Consider the following 15655-nt stretch of genomic DNA (forward strand, 5'->3'; position numbering starts at 1 on the left):
GGACAGGCGCAGGTCTTGGCGATCACGGAGTTGCGACGCTCTGTGATCACCGGGAAGACCTATGCCTGTACTTCCGTCATGGGCAGGCCGAGCCACCTTGGGGTCAATTCGGCTGTACTGCCGGAGGGGTTGGCCTACGCGGCGACTCATCCGCTGGGCTGCCACCGCCCACGCACACCGACCGAGTCGTCTTCGACAAGATGCTGCAGCTCCTGCAATTCGGCTGCTCCTACCAGGCGATCGCCGACACGACCTGCTCGGCCACCACGATCCGCAACCGCCGCGACGAGTGGATCCTGCTCGGCGTCTTCGCCAAGCTCAAGCAGATCGCGCTAGATGCCTACGACCGGATCGTCGGCCTCGTACTCGACCAGATCGCCGTCGACGGCTCCATCACCAAAGCCCCCGGCGGCGGCGAGGTCGCAGGGCGGTCGCCGGTCGATCGCGGTAAACAGGGCCTGAAACGCTCAGGCATGACGGACGGCCATGGAATTCCGCTGGGCCGCGTACTGGCTGGAGCGAACCGTCACGACTCTTCGCTGCTCGCTCCGACGCTGGACCGCCTGGACGACCTGGGACCGCTACCCGATGACATCACCGTGCACCTGGACGCCGGCTACGACTCGGACAAGGACCCGCGCCCGCCTCGACGAACGCGGCCTGCACGGCCGCATTGCACACAAGGGCGAGAAGGCACCGATCCAGGCAAGCCAGAGGTGGCACGTCGAACGCACCCATGCCTGGCAGAACGCCTTCCACCGCCTCGCCCGCTGCTACGAGCGCCGCGCCACGTCATCGACGCCCTCTTCGACCTCGCCGATACCATCATCACCGTGCGTAGCCTTGTCCGGTCGGGCATGGACGACGGACCGCTGGGACGAACGCCCGAACCGCCGCCCATGACCAGACGCCAACCTTTGGGCGCAGTCGGGCATCAGCCCACCCGATGCGGTTGCGGCATCGCTGGCCGGCTGCGTGGTGTTCTCGGCCCTGACATCGGACCGGATTCCGTCCTTGCCCGGGGCGGTGCCGCCCGGGCGTGGCTCCAGTCTCTCGTGCGTTCACTGCTTTAGGAGTTCAGCGAAGCGGTCCAGCGCGCGATCGGTGCGGTGGCGGTCGCCGGTGGCTGTGAGATCGAACAGCAGACCCCGGACAACGGCCATGACCAATGTGGGTGTGACGGTGTCGTCAGGACCGGTGGAGACGTCGCGGAATGTGGCACCGAGCGTGTCGAACCAGTCCGTGATCGCCTCGCCCTGGTCAGGGTAGGTCTCGGGGTGAACCAGGCCGTCGGCGTGTACCTCGAAGAACAGCCGGACGAACGGCGCACGTTCGTCTGCGCTGATCCACGCCCAGATGCCACGCAGCCGCTCCCGCACAGAGCCCGTCTTTGGCGGAAGGTGTTCGGCTAGGCGCACCGCACCTCGGCGGCGGGCCTCGGTGAGGACCGCAGCGACCAACTCCTGTTTGCTGCCGAAGTCGTAGAGCAGCATCCGTGGGCTGGTGTCGAGGGTTGCGGCCAGTGGTCGCAGGCTCAGCCCGGCCAATCCGTGCGCCAGCACGTAGTCGGTCGCCCGCGCCAGTGTGCGCTCGCGACGGGCGGGGTCTGCGGGTCGCCCCACGGTGGATCTCCTTGTAGCAAGTCGGAACCGGAACAGCGTTGGCGAGTATATGGTACGACTGTTTCAATAACGAGGGGAGGCCACTTTGCACACCTTCGACCGAGCACTCGTCCTGGGCCCTGGGAGTCACGTCGGCACGGCCTGGATGGCCGGGCTGGCCTACGGGTTGCGCCGCGACGGCGTGGATCTGGGCGAGGCCGACCTGATCATCGGCACGTCGGCCGGCGCGATCGTCGGAGCACTACTCGCCACCGGCCAGGACCCGGGGCGGCTCGCGACGTCGCATCGCCGGCCCGCTCACCGACTCGAGGCAGACCCGGCACGGATGGGCAAGGTGTTCGCCGTGCTCGGCGACCGCAGCCTGGAACCCGGCGAGGCCAGGCGTCGCGTCGGCCAGCTCGCTCTCGACAGCACCGACCCCGAAGCCGATGAGGCGCTGATCGCGGGGCGCGCCGCCTTGATCGGTGCGGACGCGTGGCCGGAGCGGCGACTGCTGATCACCGCGGTGGACGCGACCACTGGTGAGCCCGTGGTGTGGGACCGCGAAAGCGGCGTGCCGTTGGTGCACGCGGTGGCTGCGAGCAGCGCATTCCCAGGCGCAGCGCCGCCGGTTGCCATCGACGGCCGGCGGTACATGGACGGTGCGCTACGGTCGGGCATCAACGCCGATCTCGCTGCCGGAGCCCGCACGCTGGTCGTGGTCGAGCCGATGGCGCACCTGTTTCCCCGCGAGCCGCTCAACCAGGAGTTGGCGGCCGTGGGGGCGAACACCGTGGTGAGCATCAGCCCCGATCCGGCCTCGGTACGCGCTTTCGGCTCGGACATGGGCAACTTGGCAGCCTGGGAACCGGCCTACCAAGCGGGTCTTCGCCAGGCCGGCGACATCGACGCGCAACTCCGCTCCACGTGGAGGACAGAAGCCGACACGGACTGACCGCCGATCAGGTCGGTGATGCGTGGGCGGTGGCAGCCCAGCGGATGAGTCGCCGCGTAGGCCAACCCCTCCGGCAGTACAGCCGAATTGACCCCAAGGTGGCTCAGCCTGCCATGACGGAAGTACAGGCATAGGTCTCCCCGGCGATCACAGAGCGTCGCAACTCCGTGATCGCCAAAACCTGCGCCTGTCCTACTTCCGGGGTAGCCCCACCACGCCTATCTGCGCGACCTCCAAGTCGCCGGACCCCGCCTCGTGCGGGGGGCCATCCATCCGTACGACCACGGAGCACACCGTCGACGCCTGAGGTCCCTGTGGAGTCTCTGAGCGGTCCCTGAGGGATATTGGGTCCCTTCAGTTGCCCGTGATCGTTAACTCTCACCAAACTCACACGAGTTGAACAGCGCCCCCTCCGTATCCGTACCTGTGGGTGGCCCGCGCTCCCCCGCGCGGGCCACCCACAGACGGAGGGCCCGTCCTCCCCACCGGGCCCGCCCCCTACGGAGGTTCCATGGCCGACAACGTCACCTCGCTGTTCCGCAGCACGGCGGCGCACAGCCCCTCAATGGCAGCGCTCACCCGTGAGGGCGGCGAAGGGGCCGGTCCGGTCGACTTCTGTATCCCGTGCAACCCCTACTTCCCGACACCCGCCATGTTCGACGACCTGGCGAGTCGGCTGCGCGAGATCATCACGTACTACCCGAGCAGCGCCGACACCATCACGGCCGAGCTCTGCAACCTGCTCCAACTCCCTCCGCAGTGCGTCGCGATGGGCAACGGCTCGACCGAACTCATCACCTGGATCGACCACTTGCTGGTCCGGGAGTCCCTCGCGATACCCGTCCCCACCTTCGGCCGCTGGACCGACCAGCCGATGGAGACCGGCAAGCGCGTCGACATGTTCCCGCTTCAGGAGTCCAGCGGGTTCGCCCTCGACCTGGCCAAGTACGCCGAGTTCATCCGCGCCCGCGGCACCCGGGTCGCCGTCATCTGCAACCCGAACAACCCCGACGGCGGCTTCGTACCCCGCCAGGCGCTCGTCCAGTTCATGGACGCGATGGCGGACCTGGACCTCATCATCATCGACGAGTCGTTCCTGGAGTTCGCCGACGCCGAGCACGAGCCGAGTGTCGTCGAGGACGCCGTGATGCGGCCCAACGTCATCGTGCTGCGCAGCCTGGGCAAGAACTTCGGCCTGCACGGCATCCGCTTCGGCTACCTCGTCGCCAACCCGGCGCTGGCCGGCAAGGTCCGCTCGATGCTGCCCAAGTGGAATCTCAACTCCTTCGCGGAGACCGTGGTGTTCATGCTCAAGAACCACGGCCAGGAGTACATGCAGAGCCTGCACATGGTCCGCCGCGACCGCCTCGACATGGCCCAGCAGCTCTCCCACCTGCCCGGTCTGACGATCTATCCGTCGCAGGGCAACTTCCTCTTCGTGCGCCTCCCCGTGGGCGCCGAGGGCACCGTGGTCCGGGACCGGCTGCTCACCGAACACCGCATCCTGGTCCGTGAGTGCGGCAACAAGATCGGTTCGTCGAGCCGCTTCCTGAGACTCGTGGTACGCCCCCAGGTGGACGTGCGTCGCCTGGTGTCCGGCCTGGAAGGCGTGCTCTACGGGACCAGGAGGGGAGCCGCCGTACCCGAGATGGTCAACGGGACCAACTACAGCTCGGGTACGGCGGCCGTGGACAGACTCGTCGGCGCCACGAACGGGGCGGGCATGCCGGGGCTGGCGGCACAGGCCGCGGCGATGCAGAGTCTCGCGGGTGCACAGAGTTACGCGGGCCCGCAGAGCCTTGCGGGCCCGCAGACCGGCGGCTGGCCGGCGCCGGCCCCCGCGCAGGCTCCCGGTGCCATGCCGGGGTTGGCACCGGCCGCGGCACCGGCTGCCGTGATGCCGCCGCCGGCCGTCCCGATGCCCGGGTACGCGCCGGTCCCGGCCGCCGGGCTGCCCGCCTACACCCAGACCGGCATGCCCGGCATGGCAGCGGCCATGCCGGCCCCCCAGCCCGGCGTGATGGCCCCGGTGCCGGGCGCCCACCCCAGCGGACTGACCGCCGCCCAGGTCCGCGGCCGGACCCAGCCAGATCCTCCCCCGCAACCTCGGGCCATGGGCTGGCCTGCCGCGGGAGCCGTGTACAACCAGGCGGGTTAGTCGGACGGGAGCCGCGAAGGGGGCTGCGCCCCTCCCCGACTCCCGTCACACACCTGCCATTTCACGCCGCACGCCCGCTGAACCCGTCGTACGCGATCCTCGTACACAACCGTCGTATGCGACGTCGTACGTGACGTCATATGTGACCGTCGTACGCGACCGGAGTCAGCGGGTGGTGAGCATTCCCTCCCGCAGACGCGCCAGGGTGCGCGTCAGGAGGCGGGAGACATGCATCTGGGACACACCGAGGCACTCGCCGATCTGCGACTGGGTGAGCTCGTCGACGAAACGCATCCGCAGTATGTGCCGGTCTCGGTCGTCGAGTTCGGCGATGAGCGGGGCGAGGGCGTGGAAGTCCTCCACGAGCTCCATCGCGGGGTCCTCCTCGCCGATGAAGCCGGCCAGGGCGGTCTCGCCGTCGTCGCCGTCGCCGTGGATGGCGGCGTCGAGGGAGGTGGAGTTGTAGCCGTTCGAGGCCATGCGGGCTTCGATGACCTCGTCCTCGGTGAGGTCCATCAGGGCGGCCAGTTCATCGACCTTGGGAGCGCGCCCCAGCCGGGTGCTGAGTTCCTCGGTGGCCTTGGCGAGTTCGACGCGGGCCTCCTGAAGGCGGCGCGGAACGTGGACGGCCCAGGACGTGTCACGGAAGAACCGCTTGATCTCGCCGACTATGTAGGGCACGGCGAACGTCGCGAACTGGGTCTCCCGGGTGAGCTCGAAGCGGTCGATGGCCTTGATGAGGCCGATCATGCCGACCTGGACGATGTCCTCCATGTCGTCGCCGCGGTGGCGGAACCGGCCGGCCGCGTAGCGGACCAGCGACATGTTCATCTCGATGAGGGTGTTGCGCGCGTACTGGTGCTCAGGGGTCCCCTCTTCCAGTACGGCGAGTTGAGCGAAGAACCGCGTCGACAGGTCGCGCGCGTCCTTCGGCGCGACCGTCTGCGGGTCGACGATCTCCGGCAGCCCTGCGAAACCGGTGTCCGTGTGTGTCCGGACTGCCGTCGTCATGGTCGCCATCGTCGTCATCGTTGCCCTCCCTGGTCCGTCGGCCCTCTGCCATCCCCCAACAGAAGCGTGTCCGGCGCCTACCCGCGCATTGCTGCCTCACTCCCCTGCGCACGTACCCAATGTGCGAAGCCCTCCCCATGGCCGGGCCGGTGGGAGAGACGACGACTCAAGGGCCGCCCGGGAGTGCGTTACAGCGTGCGCTTCAGGGGCAGGCGTTCATCCTGAACAGAAGCCACCCCGTACGAGGAGGGCTTATGCGAACGCGACATCCGCGTGTGAACGGCCGCCCATGGGACCACGCGGTCTTCGACGCCCGGCCCGAGGCCATCGCGGACGCGCGGGACCTCGCCCACGCTTTTATGAACAGCCTCACGCCGGCGGTGGACACCCTGGTCGCGTCGAGCGTCGCCCTCGTGGTGTCCGAACTCGTCACCAACGTCGTACGGCACGCACAGGGCACCTCCTGCTCCCTGCGCCTGTGGGCGCGCCCCGGCGCCATCACCGTCGCCGTCACCGACGCGGACCCACGACCGCCACGGGAACGCGCTCCCGACCTCACCGGTGGAACCGGCGGTTTCGGCTGGCCGATGGTCCAGAAGCTGGCCAGGTCGGTCACCGTGCACACGGGCCCCGCCGGCAAAACCATCCGGGCGGAGCTTCCCCGGTAGCCCGGCAGCCGCCCGGGGCCAACCGAGTTGGGCTCAAGGCGGGCCAAGAACTACCGTCGCGAGCATGGTCGAAAACGATGCCCTCGATGCCACCCGCGACGGGTACGACGCTGCTGCCCTCACCTATGCGCAGCTGTTCCGGGACACACTTCGGGACAGGCCCCTGGACCGCGCGATCCTGGGTGCCTTCGCCGAGGTCGTACGTGCGGGTGGGGACGGTCGGGTCGCGGACCTGGGGTGCGGGCCCGGGCATATCACCGCTCATCTCGACGAGTTGGGGCTGACGGCGTTCGGTGTTGATGCCTCTCCGGCGATGATCGAGCTGGCTCGCCGGGCCCATCCGGGCCTGCGGTTCGACGTGGGCTCGATGGCCGCGCTGGACATCGCCGACGGCGCGCTGGGCGGCGTACTCTCACGCTGGTCCATCATCCACACGCCGCCGCAGGAACTCCCCGTCATCCTGGCGGAGTTCCACCGCGTGCTGGCACCCGGCGGCCATCTTCTGCTCGGCTTTTCGGCAAGCGAGGATCCGTCCCACCCGACGCAGCTCTTCGACCACGCCGTCGCCCCGGCCTACCGATGGTGGCCCGATCACCTGGCCACGCTGCTGCGCGAGTCCGGCCTGACCGAGGTGGCCCGGATGATCCGCGAGCCCGAGCCCACCGACCGCCGGCAGTTCCGGGAGATCCAACTGCTCGCCCGCACAGCCCAGGCAGGAGCTGCCTGACCGATCGCATGGCCGGGCTATCCGCCGAGGTAACGGTGTCTGCTGTCGCCCGGCGAGATGAAGAGCCCACCCTCGCGAACCTGCCATTCAGCCGTGCCATCGATTTCATGACCGGCGAGGAAGAGTCCCCTGACGCGGTCTCCGTCATCATCGGAGGCAGGGATTCTCGCCATGTCCCGGATCTGGTGAAGGAGCCATTCCAGGGCCGACTCCCGGATGTCCGCGCCGTAGAACATGTAGTGAGTCCAGTTGACGTGGCGGCGAGGTGTGCCCCATCCGTTGGAATAATGATCGTCTTCGTGAGCCGAGATGATTTCCTGGGCTGCGACGAGTTGTTTGTCGTCGCACTCCAGCCATCCTCTGACCGACACGTAAATACCCATGGGTGTCCTCTCTCGTCGTCAGCTGACGTCACAGCCTGCGGCCGGTATCGGCTGCGTGGGCGCCCCGGTCTCCGGCGGAGGCCCGCTGCCCTTCGACGGCGACGGTGCTGCCGATGCCGAGAGTGCGGGCGTGGACCGCGGCGGGCGCGCGGTTCAGTGTCGTGCGTGACACCCGTTCGGGTGCGTGTGCTCTGCGCTCCGGTGGGCACACGAGCCGAATGAGATTTCTCTGCGCAGCCATGTCGTCCCCGCTCAGGGCACGCCGCCGTAGGGCGGACCCGGCGGCTACCCAGGTGCCTCCCAGTCTGTGCGGGTACGGTCCACGCCGGGCGGCGTGGCGTCCCTGTGAGAACCGGGGTGCCCCTGGGAGATCAGGCGTGCTATCTCGCCGGGCTGCCGTTCACGCGCCGGGACGCGGTGCGGGCGAGCCGGATCCCCCGTGCGTCGGACCTGTGCCTCTCGATCATTTGGACGATGGCTCCCGCACGGGCCGGGCAGGCGGATGGGACACGTGATACAGGCCGGAGGCGTCGCCGCCGAGCAACGGCGGCAGCAGCACCAGCTGATCGAACACGACACGCTCCCGTCGGCGCGGAGGGAGCCACCGTCCGCTGCCGGGGGCACGCGCCGCAAGCCCCGGCTGTATGTGATCGACGCGCTGCGCCTGGTGGCCGCCCTGATGGTGGCGCTGCACCACTACATCGGCACCTATCGCGCCAACCAGCCGGACAACCTCATCTGGGGCCGTCCGGTCTCGGAGATCTTTCCCAGCCTCTTCCCGTCCGCCACCTACGGCTGGATCGGCGTCGAGTTCTTCTTCGTCATCAGCGGCTTCGTCATCTGCATGTCCAGCTGGGGTCGGCGGGCCAGGGACTTCTTCGTCTCGCGCGTCATCCGCCTCTACCCGGCCTACTGGTTCGCGGTGCTGTTCACCACCGCGGTACTCACGCTGTGGCCGGCGCAGTTCACCGCCCTCCCCTCCGTGAAGGTCATCCTCAACCTCTCCATGCTCCAGCAGGGTGAGGGAGCACCGGCGGTGGACGGCGTGTACTGGACGCTCTGGTCCGAACTGCGCTTCTACGTCATCTTCATGCTGGTGGTGGCGACCGGGCTGACGTACCGCAAGGTCGTGATGTTCTGCTGCGTCTGGGGCGCCCTCGCGGCTGTCGCGCCCAACTCCGGGGTTCCGCTGCTGGTGACGGTCGCCAACCCCGAGGCCGCATGGTTCTTCATCGCCGGCCTCGCCCTGTACCTTATGCACCGCTTCGGCCAGGACCTGCTGCTGTGGGGCATCCTGGGCCTGGCCTGGGTGATGTCCCAGAACCAGCTGCCGGCCCGGATCAGGGTGGAAAAGGTGTCGAGCTGGTCCGGCTCGCTGATCCTCTACACGCTCTTCCTGCTCCTCATGGTGGGCATCGCCCTCGGCCTGACCGACCGAATCCAGTGGAAGTGGCTGGCCACCGCGGGATCGCTCTCGTACCCCTTCTACCTCCTCCACTACGCCATCGGCACCACACTGATCCACTACCTGCACGAGGACATCGACGCCCGCCTGCTGGTCCCTGCCCTCGTCGTCGCGATGCTCGCCCTGAGCTGGCTCGTCCACCGCTTCGTCGAGGTACCGCTGGCACGCAAGCTCAAACAGGGCCTGACCAGCGCGTTCAGCAGACTGGACGCCAAACACTGAGCCGGGTCTAACGGTTCCCGGCAGGGAGCCAGTCCTCGTTGCGGCGATGGCGGCCGAGTCCCACGGCCTCGAATTCGTCCTCGGCCGCACCGGCCACTGCGCCGAGTCGCCGAAGGGCCCGGGCGATCGGGCTTCCGGCAGCGGGGAACGGCTCGCCCTCCGAGGCGTGCAGCGGCCCGAGCACCACGGCCCCGCCGGACCAGACGGCAGCGCACTGTTCGCCGACGCCGCCGAAGTACTCGGCCTCCGCGTAGGCGACCGGTCCGGCGGCGGACCACCCGGCGAGCAGTCCGTCGAAGCCGCCCGGCAGCCGCGAGAACCCCAGCGGCCCGACCACGCTGCCGTCCGTGACGGCGTCGAGGAGCTGGTCCGTCATCGGCAGCAGCGACAGGCCCTGCCCAAGAGGCACCACTGTGGTGTCGGCGAGGTCTTGTGAGGCAGCCCGCAGCAGCTCGTCTTCGGCGATCAACGCCTGTAGTTCATAACCCACTTGTGGCCTCCCTCGCGCACCGACCGGAGACCTCATCCTGCCTCACCGGCCCGGGCGGAACCGCGTGCCGTCCTCCTCCGAACCGGCCCCCGCACGGGAACCGTTCACCCCGGCCTACGTCCTCAGGCGAAGTAGTGGCCCTTGTCGAGGTCCTCCAGCAGCCCGGGTTGGGCCGGCCGCCACCCGAGCAACTCCTGGGTCAGCGCGCTCGACACGGGACTGTCGACCCCCAGGGGACCTGCCAGCCAGCCGAAGTGCTCGCCCGCATTCTCGGGGGCGACGGACGCCACGGGGATTCCGAGGTGACGTCCGATCACCTCGGCGACGGCACGGATCGGCACGCCCTCGTCGGCGACGGCGTGCAGCGTCGAGCCCGCGGGGGCCTTGTCCAGCGCCAGGCCGAAGAGGTGCGCGGAGTCGAGCCGGTGCACGGCGGGCCAGCGGTTGGATCCGTCGCCGATGTAGCCGGAGACGCCCTTGTCGCGGGCGATGCCGACCAGGGACGCCATGAAGCCGTTGTCTCCTTCCCCGTGATTGGTCGGAGAGAGCCGCACGATGGACGAGCGGACTCCGCGCGACGCGAAGGAGAGCACCAGCTCGGCGGTGGCCAGCCGGGTCCGCGGGCCCTCGCCCCAGGCGGCGACATCCGAGGCGGGACCGTGCCCGTCCTCTTCGGTCCCCACCCGCCCGGAGGTGAGCCCGAGCGTCCCGGAGGCGATGACCAGCGGCCGGTCCGAACCGGCGAGTGCCTCGCCGAACGTCTCGACGGCACGGCGATCCGCGTCGGCGGCGCTCTCGAAGCCCCCGGAGAAGGCGATGTCGTGCTTGAACGCGAGGTGGATCGCACCGTCCGACGCGGCGGCCGCCTCGCGCAGAGTGTCGAGGTCGTCGAGCGTGCCGCGCAACACCTCCACCCCGGCCTCGGTGAGGGCAGCGGCTGCCGCGTCGGAGCGGGCGAGCCCGGTGATCTGGTGGCCCGCGCCAATGAGCTCGGGGACGACGGCGGATCCGATCCAGCCGGACGCACCCGTCATGAACACGCGCATGGGAGACCTCCTGAGTAGTTCGGCTGCTCGCGCCACGGCGAGGCAGTCGATGTCAGCAACTGACATCAACCTACACCTGATGCCAGTCACTGTCATCACATAGAATCCGGGGCATGGGCAGATGGGAACCGAACGCGCGTGGCCGACTGGCGCAGGCCGCACTGGAGCTCTACAGCGAGCGCGGGTACGAACAGACCACCGTGACCGAGATCGCCAGGCGGGCGGGGCTCACGGAGCGGACGTTCTTCCGGCACTACGCCGACAAGCGCGAGGTCCTGTTCGAGGGCTCGACCTCACTGGAGGAGCTCCTCGTGGGCGCCCTCAACGGCACACCCGCGTCCGCGGCCCCGATCGACGCGGTGGCCGCCGCCCTCGACGCCGCCGCGGCGGTCTTCGAGGAGCACCGCGCACACTCCCAGAAGCGCCAGAAGATCATTGCCGCCAACACGGAGCTGCGGGAGCGCGAGCTGATCAAGCTCGCCTCACTGTCCGCGGCACTCGCCGACGCGTTGCGGCAGCGCGGCGTCGCGGACCCGGCCGCGAGCCTGGCCGCCGAGGCGGGGATCGCCGTCTTCAAGATCGCGTACGAACGCTGGGTCGAAGAGACCAACCAGCGATCGATGGCACAGCTCATCCGGGAGTCCCTGGACGAGCTCAAGGCCGTGACCGCGGGCACATAGTCACCGAGGTGACACCAAGGGCAGAACCCGCGTGCGCCCATGGTGCGGAACGAGGACGCCGCACAGACGGAACCCGCCCCTCCGCCGGAGGCTCTCATCTCCCCCCGGCTACCGCAGAGAGCCCGGTCCGGCTAATCCCCCGAGGCGTACGGCCCTCCGCTCGCAGGCACATTCGCGGCTACGCCCCGGTCGCCGAACCACCCCCGGACAGCACCTGTGGCCTGCGGTTTCCATGATCCGGCCAGCCGCCCGGCCCAGCGCTGTGACCGTCTCGTCGCACACGCTGCCGCAACCGACGTACGCAGGCCGGTGTCCCTCTGCACGCCGGCCGCCCACGGGGTCGCGGCCGACGATTTCCAGGGGGAGAACATCATGCGCAACAGCACGCACGACGACACCATGGACAGCGCGTCCAAGGCCGGCTCCGGCCGCCGCGTCACCGTACTCGGACTCGCGGTCCTGTTCGCCGCGGTGGCCATGGCCACCACCGGATGCGGCGGGAACTCGGACACGGCGGCCCGTACGACCGCCGCCAGGTCGGCGCCCCCGAAGACCACCGAACTGGGCGCGGTGGAGGGCAAAGCGTACGGATACAACCCGTACGTCTGGGCCACCCGTGCGCCGAGCACGATCGGCGTCCACGGCCTCGTCCTGCGCGGTCAGAGCTTCACCGTGGGAGGCCAGGTGAAGATGGCGCTCTTCAAGGACGGTGGCGTGCCGGGGGTTCCCAGCTGGTACAAGACCACCACCGCGCGCTCCGTCTCCGGGCGGCCCGGCGGGGGCTTCGACGTCACGACCGGCCTGCTGGACTGCACCGCCTACGGCTACGCGAAGAACTCGACGCTGATGGCCCTCGACGTGACCACCCACACCTGGTCCTCCAAAGCCCGCGTCTCCACGGGCTGCGGCAACTGAGGTCGCGGGTCGGCGGCCACCGGTTCTCCCGGGCCGCCGGTGCACGGCCGCCGTCGCCACCGCGCCGGCTGACGACCGGGCCGCCGCCACGCCGGAGGTCGGCGAGGATTCCCTCCAGGAACCTGTACGGGATGGCCTGCCCGGTGGCGAGGGCCTCCGCCTTCACCGGTGGGCCCTCGCCCTGCCGGACGGTCGGCTCCGGTAGCGCCCGTACCGGGTAATCCACCCGCGCCGAGATCCTCATACGACGATTGTGGGACGAATCGCTGTGGACAATGGCCGCACCCGAGCCGCCGCTGTCCAGGGGAGAACCTCATGGTGTTGAGCAGACGTACCTTCAGCGCACTCGCCACGACCACCGCCCTCGGCTTCTCCCTGAGCCGCAGTGGGAACGGCGGCGCGTACGCCGTCGATGCCACGCCCACAGCACCCGCGCCCGGGCCGCCGGGTGCCGACGGCGACCGGCACACCGTCGGTTTCGACGCGTACTCGCTGCTGATCGACGGCAGGCGCGTCGTCCTGTGGTCCGGCGAGGTCCACCCCTTCCGCCTCCCGAGCCCGTCGCTGTGGCGGGACGTCCTGCAGAAGCTGCGCGCCCACGGCTACAACGCGATCAGCATCTACGTGTCCTGGAACTACCACTCCCCCGCGGCCGGGACGTACGACTTCACCGGCGTCCGCGACCTCGACCTGTTCCTGCGCATGGCCGCCGAGACCGGTCTGTACGTGATCCTGCGACCGGGCCCGTACATCAACGCCGAGGTCGACGCGGGCGGTTTCCCCGGCTGGCTGACCGCCACCGAGGGCGTGGCGAGGACCTCGGACCCGACCTATCTGAAGCACGTCGACGAGTGGCTGACCGTCGTCGACCGCATCGTGGCCCGGCACCTGCACACCGACGGCGGCGGCACGGTCGTCCTCTACCAGCTGGAGAACGAGTACGCGGACCACGTCACCAGCCCCCTCGGCCGCGACTACATGGCCCACCTGTACGCCAAGGTCCGCGACGACGGCATCGACGTGCCGCTGTTCCACAACGACAAGGGCAGGAACGGCTATTGGGCCCCTGGCACCTTCGACACGGGCGGGGAGAGCGGGCGTTGGCTGTACGGCTTCGACGGGTATCCGTCGCCCTTCAAACCCCCGCCGGACTGGGGGTACTTCGGAGTCGGCGGTACGAAGGGGGGCTCGACGGCGAGTCCGCGGACCCCGGGGTTCGTGCCCGAGTTCGGGGGCGGCTGGTTCGATCCGTGGGGCGGGGTGGAGTTCGACGGCACGGGGTACGCGGAGTCGGCCAGGACGCGTGACGCGGCGTACGAGCGGCGCTTCTACCTCACCAACCTCGCCAACGGCATCAAGATCCACAACGTCTACATGACCTTCGGCGGCACCTCCTGGGGATGGCTGCCCGCACCGATCGTCTACACGTCGTACGACTACGGCGCCGCCCTGGACGAGGCCCGGCAGCCCACCGCCAAGCTGGTCCCGATGCACCAGATCGGGCAGTTGCTGCACTCCGTGCCCGACCTGGCCAAGCTGGACCGCGCGGAGCCGGTCACCGGGACGGACCCGCAGGTCAAGGTGTATCCGCTGGTGAACCCGGACACCGGCGCGCGCTTCTACGTCGTACGCAACGACACCGCGGCGGAGGTGACGACGGCGCTTCCCTTCTCGGAGCTTCCCCTCACCGTGCCCGCCGCGGACGCCCGGCTCCTGGCCACCGGGATCGCCTTCGGGCGGCGGAAGCTGGCGTACTCCACCGCGCAGCCGATGCTGTGGCTCGCGGCCGGACGGCAGGACATCGCCGTGCTCACCGGCCGCTCCGGAGAGAGGACCGAGACCGCGCTGGAGTGCGCGAGTGAGCCGACGGTGACCGTGCTTGAGGGGGCCGCGGCGTACGAGTACGAGAGTGGTGTGCTCCGGGTCTCGGCTCGACTCGGCGGTCTTGTGCGGGTGTTGGTGGAGGGCGGCGGTGCCTCGGCGCCGCTGCTGCTGCTCCTCGCGGACGACGAGAGCTCCGGACGGCTGTGGCGGTACGACACCCCGTCGGGCCCGGTACTGGTACGCGGCCCCGCGCTCCTGCGTACCGCCGCCCTGCACGACTCGACCGTCCGGCTCACCGGCGACACCGTGGAGGCGGCCGATCTGGAGGTGTGGGGACCGCGCGGGGTGAGTGAAGTCATCTGGAATCAGGGCGGGTTGAGGACACGTGCCACGTCCTCCGGGAGTCTGCTGGCCGAGCAGCGGCTGCCCGGCGTGCCGGAGGTCCGGCTTCCCGTGCTGATCAACTGGCGGCGGTCCGCGGAGAACCCGGAGTCGGCCGCCGGCTTCGACGACTCGGGGTGGACGGTCGCGGACAGGACGTCCTCGTACAGCAGCACCCCCGTACCGGCCGGGCAGCCCGTGCTGTTCGCCGACGACTACGGCTTCCACTACGGAGACGTCTGGTACCGGGGACGCTTCGAGGGAGCGGCGGAGTCCGTGTCCCTCGCCTTCACCACGGGCACGCAGGGGGTGCTGATGGCCTGGCTGGACGGGCAGCCACTGGGCACGCATCGGATGCCGGTGCCGGACAAGAAGACGGTCAGGCAGGGGACTTGGGCCGACACAGCGGTCTTCCCCCTCCCCCTCGGCGAGGGGCCGCACGTCCTCTCCGTGCTCGTCCGCCGTATGCAGCACGACCAGGATGCGAAGGCGGACGACACCCACAAGGCTGCCCGCGGGCTGGCCTCCGCAATTTTCAACGGGGCTTCCCCCGCCGTCACTTGGCGGATCCAGGGTGCGGCGGCCCCCGACCCGGTGCGCGGGCCGCTCAACCACGGCGGGCTGTACGGGGAACGTGAGGGCTGGCATCTGCCCGGGTTCGCGGACGGCGGCTGGAAGGCGGTCGGCTTCCCGCGGGCCGAACGGCGGCAGGGCGTCGTCTGGTACCGCACCGGGTTCCGGCTTTCCGTCGACCCCGGCGTCGATGCCTCGATCGGGCTCACGCTCACCGACGACCCGACCCGCGCCTACCGCGTCCAGATCTTCCTGAACGGCTGGAACATGGGCCAGTACATCAACGACGTGGGCCCCCAGCACACCTTCGTCCTGCCGAACGGGGTGCTGCGGACACGTGGCGAGAACACACTGGCCCTCGCCGTCCTGTCCGACGGGACCACACCCTCGGGTCCGGGCGAGGTGAAGCTGACGCTGCTGGGCAGTGCGGCCGGAGGAGTACCGGTGACGGTGGTGGACTCTCCCGGCCGCACCGCGTCCGGCTGAGCCGGATCACGTTCCCTTCGGCCGTGGCCGACCGGCCGTCGTGGCCGACCGGTGCCGGTCGTGGCTGACC

The 15655-nt window shown here is 69.6% G+C and carries 14 protein-coding genes and 3 pseudogenes; 9 read left to right on the plus strand and 8 right to left on the minus strand.

Features of this window, described 5'->3' with window-relative positions; genetic code table 11:
• Positions 1-61 precede the first annotated feature (61 nt).
• Positions 62-903 (plus strand): annotated as a pseudogene (locus ACIPC1_RS02950) (IS5 family transposase).
• 158 nt (positions 904-1061) lie between these two features.
• On the opposite strand, the gene ACIPC1_RS02955 reads toward ACIPC1_RS02950, so the two are convergent.
• Positions 1062-1622: a TetR/AcrR family transcriptional regulator gene (locus tag ACIPC1_RS02955; protein ID WP_402512716.1), complete on the minus strand. Its 561-nt coding sequence runs from the start codon at positions 1620-1622 to the stop codon at positions 1062-1064.
• 145 nt (positions 1623-1767) lie between these two features.
• On the opposite strand from ACIPC1_RS02955, the gene ACIPC1_RS02960 reads away from it, so the two are divergent.
• The gene (locus tag ACIPC1_RS02960) at positions 1768-2556 is read left to right on the plus strand and encodes a patatin-like phospholipase family protein (protein ID WP_402512718.1); all 789 of its coding nucleotides are present in this window, start codon (positions 1768-1770) and stop codon (positions 2554-2556) included.
• A 5-nt stretch (positions 2557-2561) separates the two neighbouring features.
• Here ACIPC1_RS02960 and ACIPC1_RS02965 read toward each other — a convergent pair.
• Positions 2562-2688 (minus strand): annotated as a pseudogene (locus ACIPC1_RS02965) (IS5/IS1182 family transposase); the annotation flags it as partial.
• Positions 2689-3067: 379 nt separating this feature from the next.
• On the opposite strand from ACIPC1_RS02965, the gene ACIPC1_RS02970 reads away from it, so the two are divergent.
• Positions 3068-4714, plus strand: coding sequence for a pyridoxal phosphate-dependent aminotransferase (locus tag ACIPC1_RS02970; RefSeq protein ID WP_402512719.1), 1647 nt, complete (start codon positions 3068-3070; stop codon positions 4712-4714).
• A 165-nt stretch (positions 4715-4879) separates the two neighbouring features.
• Here the strand turns inward: ACIPC1_RS02970 and ACIPC1_RS02975 are convergent, their stop codons facing one another.
• On the minus strand, positions 4880-5725 hold the full coding sequence (locus tag ACIPC1_RS02975; protein ID WP_402512721.1) for an RNA polymerase sigma factor SigF: 846 nt from the start codon (positions 5723-5725) through the stop codon (positions 4880-4882).
• Positions 5726-5979: 254 nt separating this feature from the next.
• On the opposite strand from ACIPC1_RS02975, the gene ACIPC1_RS02980 reads away from it, so the two are divergent.
• Positions 5980-6393: an ATP-binding protein gene (locus tag ACIPC1_RS02980; RefSeq protein ID WP_402512723.1), complete on the plus strand. Its 414-nt coding sequence runs from the start codon at positions 5980-5982 to the stop codon at positions 6391-6393.
• Between the two features lie 64 nt (positions 6394-6457).
• A complete protein-coding gene (locus tag ACIPC1_RS02985; protein ID WP_402512725.1) occupies positions 6458-7120 on the plus strand; it encodes a methyltransferase domain-containing protein in 663 nt (220 codons plus the stop codon).
• Between the two features lie 17 nt (positions 7121-7137).
• Here ACIPC1_RS02985 and ACIPC1_RS02990 read toward each other — a convergent pair whose 3' ends face one another.
• The gene (locus ACIPC1_RS02990; RefSeq protein ID WP_402512727.1) at positions 7138-7503 is read right to left on the minus strand and encodes a hypothetical protein; all 366 of its coding nucleotides are present in this window, start codon (positions 7501-7503) and stop codon (positions 7138-7140) included.
• A gap of 28 nt (positions 7504-7531) precedes the next feature.
• Positions 7532-7675 carry a hypothetical protein gene (locus ACIPC1_RS02995; protein ID WP_402512728.1) on the minus strand — a complete coding sequence of 48 codons (144 nt, stop codon included), beginning with the start codon at positions 7673-7675 and terminating at the stop codon, positions 7532-7534.
• Between the two features lie 330 nt (positions 7676-8005).
• Between ACIPC1_RS02995 and ACIPC1_RS03000 the strand changes: the two genes are divergently transcribed.
• Positions 8006-9190, plus strand: a complete 1185-nt coding sequence (locus tag ACIPC1_RS03000) for an acyltransferase family protein (RefSeq protein ID WP_402512730.1) — start codon at positions 8006-8008, stop codon at positions 9188-9190.
• A 7-nt stretch (positions 9191-9197) separates the two neighbouring features.
• Here the strand turns inward: ACIPC1_RS03000 and ACIPC1_RS03005 are convergent, their stop codons facing one another.
• On the minus strand, positions 9198-9680 hold the full coding sequence (locus tag ACIPC1_RS03005) for a hypothetical protein (protein ID WP_402512732.1): 483 nt from the start codon (positions 9678-9680) through the stop codon (positions 9198-9200).
• Positions 9681-9802: 122 nt separating this feature from the next.
• Positions 9803-10726, minus strand: a complete 924-nt coding sequence (locus tag ACIPC1_RS03010; protein ID WP_402512733.1) for an SDR family oxidoreductase — start codon at positions 10724-10726, stop codon at positions 9803-9805.
• 113 nt (positions 10727-10839) lie between these two features.
• Here ACIPC1_RS03010 and ACIPC1_RS03015 point away from each other — a divergent pair, with 113 nt between their 5' ends.
• Entirely contained in the window at positions 10840-11406 is a 567-nt protein-coding gene (locus ACIPC1_RS03015; RefSeq protein WP_402512735.1) for a helix-turn-helix domain-containing protein, read from the plus strand.
• Between the two features lie 372 nt (positions 11407-11778).
• On the plus strand, positions 11779-12321 hold the full coding sequence (locus tag ACIPC1_RS03020; protein WP_402512736.1) for a hypothetical protein: 543 nt from the start codon (positions 11779-11781) through the stop codon (positions 12319-12321).
• Between the two features lie 46 nt (positions 12322-12367).
• On the opposite strand, the pseudogene ACIPC1_RS03025 reads toward ACIPC1_RS03020, so the two are convergent.
• Positions 12368-12565 (minus strand): annotated as a pseudogene (locus ACIPC1_RS03025) (transcriptional regulator); the annotation flags it as partial.
• Positions 12566-12636: 71 nt separating this feature from the next.
• Here ACIPC1_RS03025 and ACIPC1_RS03030 point away from each other — a divergent pair.
• A complete protein-coding gene (locus ACIPC1_RS03030; protein WP_402512738.1) occupies positions 12637-15585 on the plus strand; it encodes a beta-galactosidase in 2949 nt (982 codons plus the stop codon).
• Positions 15586-15655 lie beyond the last annotated feature (70 nt).

The organism is Streptomyces sp. NPDC087263 (assembly GCF_044744645.1).
Lineage (GTDB): Bacteria > Actinomycetota > Actinomycetes > Streptomycetales > Streptomycetaceae > Streptomyces.